General features: G+C 52.3%; 12 protein-coding genes. 7 read left to right on the forward strand and 5 right to left on the reverse strand.

Annotation, left to right across the window (positions count from 1 at the left end):
- Positions 1–12 precede the first annotated feature (12 nt).
- Positions 13–993 carry an OmpA family protein gene (locus MRY86_RS17465; protein ID WP_293570248.1) on the forward strand — a complete coding sequence of 327 codons (981 nt, stop codon included), beginning with the start codon at positions 13–15 and terminating at the stop codon, positions 991–993.
- Between the two features lie 15 nt (positions 994–1,008).
- On the opposite strand, the gene MRY86_RS17470 is transcribed toward MRY86_RS17465, so the two are convergent.
- Entirely contained in the window at positions 1,009–1,860 is an 852-nt protein-coding gene (locus MRY86_RS17470) for a hydroxymethylglutaryl-CoA lyase (protein ID WP_293570249.1), read from the reverse strand.
- Between the two features lie 101 nt (positions 1,861–1,961).
- Here MRY86_RS17470 and MRY86_RS17475 point away from each other — a divergent pair, with 101 nt between their 5' ends.
- Complete coding sequence (locus MRY86_RS17475) at positions 1,962–2,186, forward strand: hypothetical protein (RefSeq protein ID WP_293570250.1); 225 nt, start codon at positions 1,962–1,964, stop codon at positions 2,184–2,186.
- Between the two features lie 4 nt (positions 2,187–2,190).
- Here MRY86_RS17475 and MRY86_RS17480 read toward each other — a convergent pair whose 3' ends face one another.
- Complete coding sequence (locus tag MRY86_RS17480; RefSeq protein ID WP_293570251.1) at positions 2,191–3,753, reverse strand: hypothetical protein; 1,563 nt, start codon at positions 3,751–3,753, stop codon at positions 2,191–2,193.
- Positions 3,754–3,968: 215 nt separating this feature from the next.
- Between MRY86_RS17480 and MRY86_RS17485 the strand changes: the two genes are divergently transcribed.
- The 4 genes from MRY86_RS17485 to leuB are packed head-to-tail and all read left to right on the forward strand — an operon-like array spanning position 3,969 to position 8,314.
- A complete protein-coding gene (locus MRY86_RS17485) occupies positions 3,969–5,141 on the forward strand; it encodes a 2-isopropylmalate synthase (protein WP_076650614.1) in 1,173 nt (390 codons plus the stop codon).
- Positions 5,142–5,144: 3 nt separating this feature from the next.
- Positions 5,145–6,539, forward strand: a complete 1,395-nt coding sequence (gene leuC, locus MRY86_RS17490) for a 3-isopropylmalate dehydratase large subunit (protein WP_293570252.1) — start codon at positions 5,145–5,147, stop codon at positions 6,537–6,539.
- A 12-nt stretch (positions 6,540–6,551) separates the two neighbouring features.
- Positions 6,552–7,151, forward strand: coding sequence for a 3-isopropylmalate dehydratase small subunit (leuD, locus tag MRY86_RS17495; protein ID WP_293570253.1), 600 nt, complete (start codon positions 6,552–6,554; stop codon positions 7,149–7,151).
- 26 nt (positions 7,152–7,177) lie between these two features.
- Complete coding sequence (leuB, locus tag MRY86_RS17500) at positions 7,178–8,314, forward strand: 3-isopropylmalate dehydrogenase (RefSeq protein WP_293570254.1); 1,137 nt, start codon at positions 7,178–7,180, stop codon at positions 8,312–8,314.
- Between the two features lie 82 nt (positions 8,315–8,396).
- Here leuB and MRY86_RS17505 read toward each other — a convergent pair whose 3' ends face one another.
- The 3 genes from MRY86_RS17505 to MRY86_RS17515 form a co-directional block, all read right to left on the reverse strand.
- Positions 8,397–8,993 (reverse strand): Crp/Fnr family transcriptional regulator, encoded by a 597-nt coding sequence (locus MRY86_RS17505; RefSeq protein ID WP_293570255.1) that lies wholly within the window; start codon positions 8,991–8,993, stop codon positions 8,397–8,399.
- 106 nt (positions 8,994–9,099) lie between these two features.
- The gene (locus tag MRY86_RS17510) at positions 9,100–9,933 is read right to left on the reverse strand and encodes an oxidoreductase (protein WP_293570256.1); all 834 of its coding nucleotides are present in this window, start codon (positions 9,931–9,933) and stop codon (positions 9,100–9,102) included.
- 9 nt (positions 9,934–9,942) lie between these two features.
- Complete coding sequence (locus MRY86_RS17515) at positions 9,943–10,608, reverse strand: peroxiredoxin-like family protein (RefSeq protein WP_293570257.1); 666 nt, start codon at positions 10,606–10,608, stop codon at positions 9,943–9,945.
- Between the two features lie 252 nt (positions 10,609–10,860).
- On the opposite strand from MRY86_RS17515, the gene MRY86_RS17520 reads away from it, so the two are divergent.
- Entirely contained in the window at positions 10,861–11,733 is an 873-nt protein-coding gene (locus MRY86_RS17520; RefSeq protein WP_293570258.1) for a T9SS type A sorting domain-containing protein, read from the forward strand.
- The last annotated feature ends 412 nt before the right edge of the window (positions 11,734–12,145 follow it).

The raw sequence follows: 12,145 nt of genomic DNA on the forward strand, positions 1-12,145 counted from the left end.
GCAAAGATTCCTATGCAACGCTACCTGTTTCCCATTTTAGCCCTGGCGATATCCCTGAGCAGCTGTGTAAGCTACCAAAAGTACGAAGACGCCCTTGCCGACCGCGATAAGCTGCAGGCCAATTACAATGACCTCGAAACCCAGCTGGAAACGGCTCAGGGGCAAAACAAAATACTCCGGGAACAAAAGGAAGAATTGGAAAAAGACCTGGCAAACACCCGGGAGGACCTCCGCACCCTCCAAAACCGTTACGAACAACTCGACAAGGCCAATCAGGATTTGCTCAAGCGTTACGACCGCATGCTGGAGCAAAACGAAAAGATGCTGGAATCCTCTTCTGATGAACGGCAAAAACTCATGGCGCAGCTCACCCTCAAAGAGCAGGAGCTCGACCGCCGGGAGCGGCAGCTGCAACAACTCGAATCTGAGATCGAGCAACGGGAAACCGAAACCGAAGCCCTCCGCAAAAGCCTGGTGGAACGCGAAGCCCGGGTGAACGAACTGGAATCCGCCATCGCCGAGAAAGAGCAAAAACTCAACGCCCTGCGGGAACGCATCAATCAGGCCCTGCTTGGCTTTTCAGATGCCGACCTGACCGTGCGGGAGCAAAACGGCAAAGTCTACGTCTCCCTGAGCCAGAACCTGCTCTTCCCGTCCGGCAGCAAAACCATCAACAGCGCGGGCAAAGATGCCATTCAGAAAGTAGCGGAAGTGCTCAAAAACAACCCGGATATTGCCATCACCGTAGAAGGCCATACCGATACCGATGGGGATGCCGCCTTCAACTGGGACCTGAGTGTAGGCCGGGCGACTTCTGTCGTCAAGGTGCTTACTGCCAATGGGGTGGACCCGCAGCGTATCACGGCTGCCGGGCGTGGAGAGTTTTACCCCGTTGCCTCCAATGATACCGCCAAAGGCAAAGCCCAAAACCGGCGAACGGAAATTATTCTGACGCCGAAGCTGGAGGCGTTGTATGAATTGATTGGAGAGTAGGCTTTTGTTAGAGTTCTAAAGCGGAAAAACCTCCCCCGCCATTTCCACCGACTTCCCGAAGTGGTCAATAGCCACCCCTGTATCCGCGCCAATATCACGGAAGTAGTACACCATGTTTTCGGTAGGCATATTCCCCGTCAGGTCATCCTTGGCCATGGGGCAGCCGCCGTAACCGCGAATGGCACCGTCAAAACGCCGGCAGCCGTGCTCATAGGCCGTGGCGACTTTCTCTTTCCAGGCCGTTGGGGTGGTGTGAAAGTGGGCTCCGAATTCAATATCCGGGTAATGGGGCGTAATATTGCTGAACAGGTAACGGATACTCTCCGGGCTGGCCACGCCAATAGTATCCGAAAGCTGTAAAATGCGGATGCCCATATCCACAAGGCGGTCGGTCCACTGCTCGACAATCTCCACGTTCCAGGGGTCGCCGTAGGGATTGCCGAAGCCCATGGAAATGTAGACCACAAGCTCCTTACTGCTGGCCATGCAGATGTCCTGAATTTGTGCCACCCGCTCGATAGACTCTTCTATAGTGGCGTTGGTGTTGCGAAGCTGAAAGGTTTCTGAGATGGAGAACGGGTAGCCCAGGTAATCGATTTGTTCAAATTGGGCAGCATCATTGGCGCCCCGGCGGTTAGCCACGATAGCCAGGAGTTTGGTCTTCGTCTTTGAGAGGTCAAGCTGACCGAGCACCTCCGCCGTATCCCGCATTTGGGGAATGGCTTTGGGCGATACAAAACTGCCGAAGTCCAGGGTATCAAACCCCACTTGCAGCAGTTGATTGAGGTACGCTGCTTTGGTTTCCGTAGGAATAAAAGGCTTAATGCCCTGCATAGCATCCCGGGGGCATTCTATAATTTTGACCATGGACGGGTTTTGGTTAGGGTGTGGCGCTAAGAGGTGCTATGTTTGCACCTCGAAAACTGTTCTGAGCCAAAAACGTTAACGCTAATATAAGCACTAAAAACATGAATAAGAACAAGGCGATTTACACATTGGTTGGCTTCATTATTGCCGGGCTTGGCTTTTCTTCTATCATCCTCAGCCTTGTGGGCGCCAAGCTCTCCTTTCTGGTTTGGATTGATGATTTTGGCGCACTGAGCGGCTTTGTCATCAAGCTACTGATGATCATTAGCGGTATTGTAATGATTTACCTCGCACGTACCGATTTCAGCGGAGAGGAGCCGGTTTAGCCCCCTACCCTTCCGGCTCAATCGCGTAGCGCGCCTGCGCCTTTTCCTGCGCCACGGCCTCTACCGTACGGTCCGACACTTTGGCCTCCAGCCAGGAAATGATATCCAGGTAGAGGAATGGGCGGCGCTCGTAGGGGTCTGACTCGTGCTTCAGCAGGCGGTCACGCAGATTGCTGAATTCCTCCTTCAGGTCTTCCTCCATAATCCGGGGCACCCGGCGGATGAAGCGAAAAATTTCTTTTTGCACCGCGTGCAACTCCTCCATTTTTGATAGAAAACGGTACACCGACTTGACCTGATACTCCACCAGCTGCGCATTGCCCAGTTCGTAGTGGGCGATGAGGTTGAGAATGCGCGCAAAACACTGTATGTCGGCCCGGTAGTCCGGGTTTTTCTGATTGATGATCAGGTTGAGGTAGTCAATGGCCTTATCGTTGTCGCCACTGCCAAAGTACAGACAGGCAATGCGGTAGTAAAAGACCATCTCCCGGCGTTCATCCCAGTTGTAGCGGTCCTCTTCTATCGCTTTCATCAGGTCGGGTACCAACTCCAGCCCCTTACTGAAGGTACCGGTCAGGAAATGCTGCTTAATGGAATGGATGTAGTGGTAGAGGTAATAAAGCCCTTCGATATTCTTGCTCTGACTAAGCCCGTATTCTTCCTTGAAGGCCCGGAGCGCTTGTAATGCCCCTCCAAAGCGATTATACTGAAGGGTGTTGAACAGGGCATTGAGCAAGTTGTGCAGCCCTTTGAGGTAAAGCGGCGCATAAATCGAGCGGTAATCCGGGTGATCGCTAAACAAATCCACCCACTTCTGCGCATATCGGTAGCAAAGCACAAACTCCTGCGTCATGTGGTAATACCAGACATGTGACTGACAGAAGTAAAGCTTCCCAAAGAAATCCAGCTCCTGATAATCTGCTTTAGGCAGGTTGGACTGGAAAAACTCCCGCACATAGAAATAGTCTTTTTCATTGCGCACATAGCCCACCTTGAGGTAAAGCCCGTACAGCTGCAGGGAGAGGTTGGAAAACTGATTGGTATGGTTGAGGCGCTCGGAGAGTTGCAGGGCCTCAGCGGTCAATGCTTCTGCCCGGCCTTCGATACTCCGGGTAATGTACTGGCCTTCAATCAGCTTCTCGAACTCCACGATCTCCATTGCCAGGGTCATGAGGCGGCACTCATAAGCGCGCTCCTTGGCTTTAGACAGCATATCAAGCGCCTGCCGGTACAGCCCTTTGTCGTAAAGCACCCGCGCGTAGTCCACCATTTCCCGAAGTTGGATATCCTCGTTGTGGTTGGCATTGAGCAGGCGAAGGCTGACCAGCAACTGCTTGTACAAATGCGCCTTCAGGTTAGACAGCTGCCGCTTCTTGATGGCCGGTATCTTTTTCAGGATCTGCGACTCATCATAAGCCTTATGCTTGTCCAAAAAGTCGAACAGCTTCAGGAAGAGAATATCATCCGAAGCCTGATTGCGGCGGACAAACAGCCTGAAGTGCCGCTTTTCAGCACGGGTCAGGGATTTGATAAGGGCGAGCAGGTCATCAGTCTTCTGCTTGGGCATTGTAATTCTTTCTTGTCTAATTCACTATATATCAAAAACTTACAAGTTCAAACCATCCATTCCCGCATAGTATTAGCAAGCGATTCTGGTTTTAGGAGCCGTATGGAAGAGCCCATATTTGACGTTCGGCATAAGTAGGAAAAAAATGCTTACGCCAGTTGCCAAATTAAACCGAAGTAAGCAAAAATACACTTTTGCACCCAAAAAAATGGATTATGACTGACAACCAGGTATTCATATTTGATACAACGCTCCGCGATGGAGAACAGGTACCGGGCTGTAAGCTCAATATGGACCAGAAAGTGGAAATCGCCCGGCAGCTCGAAAAGCTGGGCGTTGACATCATAGAGGCCGGCTTCCCCGTTTCCTCACCTGGTGATTTCCAGGCGGTGCAGGAAGTGTGCCGGGCGGTCACGGAGCCTACAGTCTGCGGCTTATCACGAGCAGTGGAAAATGACATCAAAACAGCGGCCGAAGCCCTGCAGTACGCCAAACGCCCAAGGATACATACCGGTATTGGCACTTCTGATTCGCACATTAAATACAAGCTGCGCAGCACGCAGGAGGAGATTCTGGAGCGGGCGGTAGCGGCAGTGAAATACGCGAAGTCTTTTGTGGAGGACGTGGAATTCTACGCCGAAGATGCCGGCCGTACGGATAACGAATACCTCGCCCGTGTGCTGGAAGCGGTTATCAAAGCAGGGGCCACCACCCTCAACATCCCGGATACCACCGGCTACTGTCTGCCGGAAGAGTATGGCGCTAAAATCCGCTACCTGCGCGAAAATGTAAAGGGCATAGAAAAAGCCATCCTTTCCACCCACTGTCACAATGACCTGGGGCTGGCCACAGCCAATTCCATTGCTGGTGTGCAAAACGGGGCACGCCAAATCGAATGCACTATCAATGGTATTGGTGAACGGGCAGGCAATACTTCACTGGAAGAGACCGTGATGATTCTGAAGCAGCGCCCGGACCTGCCCTACTTCAGCAATATTAACTCCAAACTCATCTATTCCACTAGCCGCCTCGTGAGCGAGCGTATGGGCATGCCCGTACAGCCCAATAAAGCCATCGTTGGCGCCAACGCCTTTGCCCACTCATCCGGTATCCATCAGGATGGGGTGATCAAGCGGCGGGATACGTACGAGATCATCGACCCCCTTGAAGTCGGTGTTGACCATTCCAAAATTGTGCTCACGGCACGCTCCGGCCGGGCGGCAATCGCCTACCGCGCTAAGAATATCGGTCATAACCTGACCAAAGATGAATTGGACATCGTTTATGCCGAGTTCCTGATCGTGGCAGATACTATGAAAGAAGTAGACGATGCTGCGCTGGAGCAAATCATTGTCAGAAAAACAGAACACGTAGCTCAAACCGCTTAACCAATGGGTAAAACCTTATTCGATAAAATCTGGGACAACCACCTCGTCTCTCAGGTCGGCGAGGATACACAGGTCCTCTACATCGACCGCCACTTCATCCACGAGGTGACGAGCCCGCAGGCGTTTGCGGGTTTGGAAAAACGCGGCATTCCGGTCTTCCGCCCACAGCAAACCGTGGCTACGGCCGACCACAACGTGCCCACCAAAGATCAGCATCTGCCCATCCGGGAGGAACTGTCCCGCTTTCAGGTGGATAAACTGACCGAGAACTGCGAAAAGTTTGGTGTGGAACTCTACGGCCTGGGGCACCCCTATCAGGGCATTGTGCACGTCATCGGGCCGGAGCTCGGCATCACCCAACCTGGTATGACCATCGTTTGCGGCGACAGCCATACCTCCACACACGGGGCTTTTGGCTGTATCGCATTTGGAATTGGCACGAGCCAGGTGGAACAAACCTTAGCCACACAGTGCGTCCTGCAGCGCAAGCCTAAGCGAATGCGCATCAGCGTGGACGGGGCATTACAGCCCGGCGTGACGGCTAAAGACATTATCCTCTACATCATCTCCCAGTTGACCGCAAGTGGCGGCACCGGGCACTTTGTGGAGTATGCAGGCTCGGCTATCCGCGCGCTGAGCATGGAAGGCCGCATGACCATCTGCAATATGAGCATAGAGATGGGCGCCCGGGGCGGCATGATTGCACCGGACGACACCACTTTCGAGTACATCAAAGGGCGGAAATTTGCGCCCAAGGGAGCTGATTTCGATACAGCGATAGAGCGTTGGTCTCTACTGTACACGGATGAGGATGCGACCTTTGATCAGGAATATCACTTCAGGGCAGAGGATATTGAGCCGATGATCACCTACGGTACCAACCCGGGCATGGGCATCGGCATCAGTCAGGCGGTACCCGAAGTGCCCGCCGGCAACGTCACCTTTGAGAACTCCCTGAAGTACATGGGACTACAAGGCGGGCAGGCCATGAAGGGTCAGAAAATCAACCACGTCTTCATCGGCAGCTGCACCAATTCCCGGATTGAGGACCTGCGTGCGGTGGCTGCTTTTGTAAAAGGCAGGAAGAAAGCCGACCACGTGAACGTGATGGTGGTACCCGGTTCCAAACAGGTAGAAGCTCAGGCGAAAGCGGAAGGGCTGCACGACATCCTCACCGCTGCCGGTTTTGATTTCCGGGAGCCCGGTTGTTCAGCCTGCCTGGGCATGAATGAGGATAAAGTGCCCGCCGGTGAATACTGTGTGTCCACCTCCAACCGCAACTTTGAAGGGCGGCAGGGACCCGGTGCCCGTACCATTCTGGCCAGCCCGCTCATGGCGGCTGCTACGGCCATTTACGGCGAACTGGTGGATGTCCGCGAATTGCTCAATCAGAATTAGACCCAAACAGACATGGAAAAATTCCAAACCTTACATAGCAGCGCTGTACCCCTGCCCATTGAGGAAGTGGACACCGATCAGATCATTCCCGCCCGCTTCCTGAAAGCGACGACCCGGGAAGGCTTTGGCGATAACCTCTTCCGCGACTGGCGCTATCAGAACGACAATACGCCCAAGCCTGATTTTGTGCTCAACAATCCGGCCTACGATGGAAAAATTCTGGTGGCTGGGCGCAACTTCGGTTGTGGATCAAGCCGGGAACATGCGGCTTGGGCCTTGTACGACTACGGTTTCCGGGCGGTGGTTTCCAGCTTTTTTGCGGATATTTTTCGGGGCAATGCGCTGAATAATGGGCTGCTGCCGGTACAGGTGAGCGAAGCCTTCCTGCACGATATCTTCTCTGCCATTGAGCAAGACCCGCAGGCGACCTTCACCATCGACCTGGAACAGCAAAAGTTTACCATCGATGCAACGGGGCAGTCCACCGGTTTCGAAATCGATGCCTACAAAAAGCACTGCCTGCTGAACGGGCAGGACGATATCGACTTCCTGCTCAGCATTAAAGACAAAATTGAAACCTATGAGCAACAGCGACAGGCTGCTGCCGTATAAGTTTTACACTCAAATCGTTAAAGACCATGAACTTATCCAACACACCCAAAACAAAAATCGCCCTCCTGCCCGGTGACGGCATCGGCCCGGAGGTCACCGAACAAGCCATCAAAGTGATGGACGCGGTAGCCGAGCGTTTCGATCAGCATTTTGAATACTGCCATGCCGACGTCGGGGCCATTGCCATCGACCGCCACGGCAGCCCCCTGCCGGAGGAGACGCTGGAGGCCTGCCTCAATGCCGATGCCGTGTTCTTCGGCGCCATAGGCCACCCAAAATATGATAATGACCCTTCCGCCAAGGTACGCCCGGAACAGGGGCTGCTGCAACTGCGGAAGTCGCTTGGGCTGTATGCCAATATCCGACCGGTCACCACCTATGAAAAGCTCCTTCACCTCTCCCCTTTGCGGGAAGACCGCATCAAGGGTACCGATATGGTGATTTTCCGGGAGCTCACCGGAGGTATTTACTTTGGAGAGAAAAACACTGCGGAGGACGGGCAGTCGGCCTACGACACTTGCTCCTATCAGGTAGACGAGATCGACCGCATCACCCGCCTGGCCTTTGAGCAGGCGATGCTGCGCCGCCGGAAAGTCACACTGGTGGACAAAGCCAATGTGCTCGAGACCTCCCGATTGTGGCGGCGGGCCGTGCAGGCGATTGCCCCCGAATACCCGGAAGTGGAACTGGACTTCATGTTTGTGGACAATGCCGCCATGCAGCTGATTCAGTACCCCAGTCAGTTTGATGTCATCCTGACCAGCAATATGTTTGGGGACATCCTCAGTGATGAGGCCAGCGTTCTGGCAGGATCTATGGGCCTGTTGCCCTCGGCTTCGGTGGGCGTGCATACTTCCATGTTTGAGCCCATCCACGGTTCCTTCCCGCAGGCCGCAGGGCAGGACATTGCCAACCCTATGGCGGCCATCCTTTCCGCTGCAATGCTGGTAGAGTCTCTCGGCATGAACGAGGCTGCAATGAGCATCCGCACCACCGTACAGTACGTATTGGAAAAAGGCATCGGCACGCCCGAGCTTAAACCGAATATCGTTTATGGTTGCAGTAAGATTGGCGACCTCATCGCCCACCTCGTTGCCGACCCGGAGGAGGAAATCCTGGTGCGTGAGGACAAAGCCAATCAGCAAATGTCAACGATTATTTAAGACTTAACGATTTGAGATTTCCCGGAGGAGCCTGCCCGTTGGGCGGGCTCCTCTTTTTTTGCGGAAAGCAGGACCGCTGTCCTTATGATTTTGACGCTAACTTGCTGCGAATTTTGCTTAGAAATTCCGCTGACATACCGAGGTAAGAAGCCAGGGCGTACTGAGGGACCCGCTGAACAATAGAGGGGTACATCTGCTGGAACTCCAGGTAGCGCTCTTCTGCCGATAGCCCAAGGTTGGAAAGCACCCGCCTCTGGGCAAAAGCAAAAGACTTTTGGGCCACCAATCGAAAAAAGCGCTCGAATTTTGGATTTTCATTGCAAAGCTGCTCCACATCCTGGTAAGCGATCTGCTGAATGGTGGAATCTTCTAGCGCCTCGACGAATAATGAAGCCGGCACCTGATTGATGTAGCTATTGAAGTCGCTGATGAACCAATCCTCGATGGCAAACTGTATGGTGTGGTCTACACCATCATCATTTAGAAAGTAACTGCGGAAGGCGCCTGCCTTAACGTAGGTTTGATGCGAACAGACAAACCCAGGCTGAACGATAAACTGCCGCTTTTTTACCTTAACCGTTCTGACAATGGCTGTACACTGCCTTTCATCCGCTTCGTTGAGCGGGACGTAGCGCTTAATATTGTTTAGTATTCCGGTATAGTCATTCAAAACTTGCATTCAACTGATTAGGTGTAAGCTAAGTATTTTTTCCGACCCTGCACTTATGACCACACTGCTTTAGATAGCTGTCAGCCCAGTCGTGCCAACCTGACAGCATTAGGTTTTACGGATAGACCGCGCTTTCCGCAATTGCCCGGTTGCGTTCCAAGTCGGACTTCACGCTGTCTATTTTCATGCCGATGGTAACCATCGCGGTTTTGCCCAGAGGCAACCTGAGGCTCGGTTTTTCTGCAAGGACCAGGTCGATGATTGCTTTGGCAGCTTTGGAAGGGTCCCCCTCTTGCTTACCGTGCACACCTTTAAGTTTAGCCCGGAATGCCCCGGCCGTATCCGCATAATCCGCAATTACCGCTTGGGCCATGCCAAGCCCGTCTCCTGCGAATTGGGTCCGGAATGGCCCTGGTTCAACAATTGACACCTTTATTCCCACGGGCGCCACCTCCTGTGCGAGGGCCTCACTGAAACCCTCCAGCGCAAACTTACTCGCGTTGTAAATGCCAAAGCCGGCAAAAGCTTTAATCCCCCCGTGGGAGGAAATCTGCATGATATGCCCTGCTTTGGATTTCCGAAAATAGGGCAAAACAACCTGCGTCATTTTCAGAGTGCCGAAAAAGTTGGCTTCAAATACCGAACGAACCTCCGCCATGGAGGTTTCCTCAACCGCACCTGCAAAACCTACACCGGCGTTATTGACTAGCACATCAATGCGCCCAAAGCGGGAAATGATACTATCTACGGTTTTTTCAATAGCGACCTCCTGTGTGATGTCCAGCTGGTAGGCCGCCCCTTTGTCTTTGTACTGATCATTGAAGTGAGAAACCTGCGCAGCTTTCCGAAAGGTACCGATTACAAAATCACCTGATTCCATTACGGATTGAGCAAGTGCTTTGCCCAATCCGCTGGATATGCCCGTTATGAGCCATATTCTGTTATCCATGATTGTCCTTTAGTTTGAAAGTGCTTCAATAATATCCGCTGCTTCCACGCGGTTTCTGTAGTCTCCGCCAATGGCTTTGGCAAAAGAGATGGTATAGTCCTGCTCTATAATAAATACAGCCGGGACTGGCAACTCTTGTGAGTCATCTGAATAGTGGCCGTCAAAATCGATGCCCAGGGCAGTCATGGTTTCAATCGGCGCTTCGCCGTTTTTAAACACAGTGGTGAATTGCCGGGCGACCATATTGCTGTTGTCACTCAAGACTTCAAAAGCCAGTTCATTTTTCTCTTTCATATTCAGAGACTCGTCTGGTGTCTGCGGAGAAATGGCAACCAGATTGGCACCAAGACCTTTAATATCCTCTAATACCCTTTGGTACTGATTGAGTTGCAGGTTGCAGTACGGGCACCAGGTCCCCCGGTAAAAGGTAAGGACCACCTTCCCTTTTTCGAGCAGAGATTTCAGGGTGACGGTTTCACCAATGGCATTGGATAAAGAAAACTTTGGAGCTTTATCGCCGACGCTCAACTTCAGGATTTGCTGATGCGCAGACTGAAGCGCATTAGCATCGGTTTCAAATACAGACAGGGCTTCCTTAGGGAGCATATTGCCTAATTGGTTTTGCAGGGTTTCCAGCTCTTCTGAATAGGATGGAATTTGGGTTGCGGTACTCATTGTACTTTGTTTTAAACGTTGTCAATATTGACCTTACAAAGGTGGAGTCCTTCAGGCGGAGTAAAAATGAACTGGATTAGGAAATAGGGTTGAACTAGTTCAAGATTCAAGGCAGCATCTTTTGCAGTTTGCAATCAGAAAGACATAGTGGACTCCACGGTTCCCTGACACTTTCCCCAACAATGCTTATTTTGAAGTGGAATTAAAAAGTGCCCAATTTGGCGGCTCGCCGATTCACTAAACTCCGGACTTATGCCACGCAAGTATTACTTGTTACTCTTCGTTGTTGCTATTGTTTCTAATCCACTGCGCACTCTTGGGCAGGCATTCGTCAGCCCCTCCAATGAATGGTTTATTGATGACTGCTCTTTCTCTTTTTCTCAGGGGACAACGGATTGCGATACAAAAAGCTACTGGTTTGAAGACACTGTGATCATCGGCTCAACGGTTTACTATGAATTGCAAACCAATGATCCCGAACCTGTCTTTGAAGTGGGGGCGTACTACCGGGAGGAAGGCGGTGTTGTTTTCATGAAAATGGATGACAACACAGAAGAATTTGCCATCTATGACTTCAATCTGGAAGTAGGCGACCTGTTCCTCATTGACGATTCCAATAACAGCATAGAACTGGAGGTCTTGTCCATAGATTCGGTGACCCTCATTTCCGGGGAAAGGCGGAAAAGGCTGGAAATGGCATTTGCAATATCTCCCCACAGCACCACCTACTGGATTGAAGGCGTGGGGAGTGCATCGTCGCCAATGAACCCTATATATACCTTTTTCTTAGACACCTGGGTGGAATTGAATTGCTTCCATCAGGACGACATGGTGGAATGGCAGTTGGGGGATTGTATGTTGACGAATACCAAAACGGAAGAGGTGCCTGCGGAGGCGATTACCTGTTATCCCAACCCAGCTACCGATGCGCTTTTTCTTTCGACTCCCCGTGATCACCTTATCGACCGGGTGGCCATTTTCAACCTGGATGGGCGAGCGGTTGCTGAGACTGTGCTGCAGGGTGGCCAACCCCTATCTGTGCGGGAGCTTCCGAAGGGATTATATGCAGTCACTGTTATCTTTGAAGACGGAGCGGTAGGGCGGACGAAGTTTGTGAAGCAATGATACTGCTGAAAGGCGCTGCGAAATTTCTCCGTTATAAAACTTTGTAGTTAGGGTATCCCCCGGCGCACTACTTTCGCCGGGGGTACTCGCCCGAGCAAAGCGCACCGGGTGAATGCCTAAGCAACGCCAAGGGTTAGTGCACCCGGTGAGCCCCCCCCCCCGGCGCACTCCCTTCGCCGGGGGTACTCGCCCGAGCAAACCGCACTGGGTGAATGCCTGGGCAACGCCAAGGATTAGTGCACCCGGTGAGAACGCCCCCCGCTACAATTCCTTCGCCGGGGGTACTCTGGTTTGACAAATGCAATCTGCTGTACCTATTCATCACATTGTCAGGCGCTCAAAGCCCTCAATGTTCATTATTTTGCTAAAAATTACCCTATGCCACTAAGAATACTCCTGATTTTATTGGTCC

Origin of the sequence: Phaeodactylibacter sp., from assembly GCF_022763345.1 — a bacterium.
GTDB lineage: Bacteria > Bacteroidota > Bacteroidia > Chitinophagales > Saprospiraceae > Phaeodactylibacter.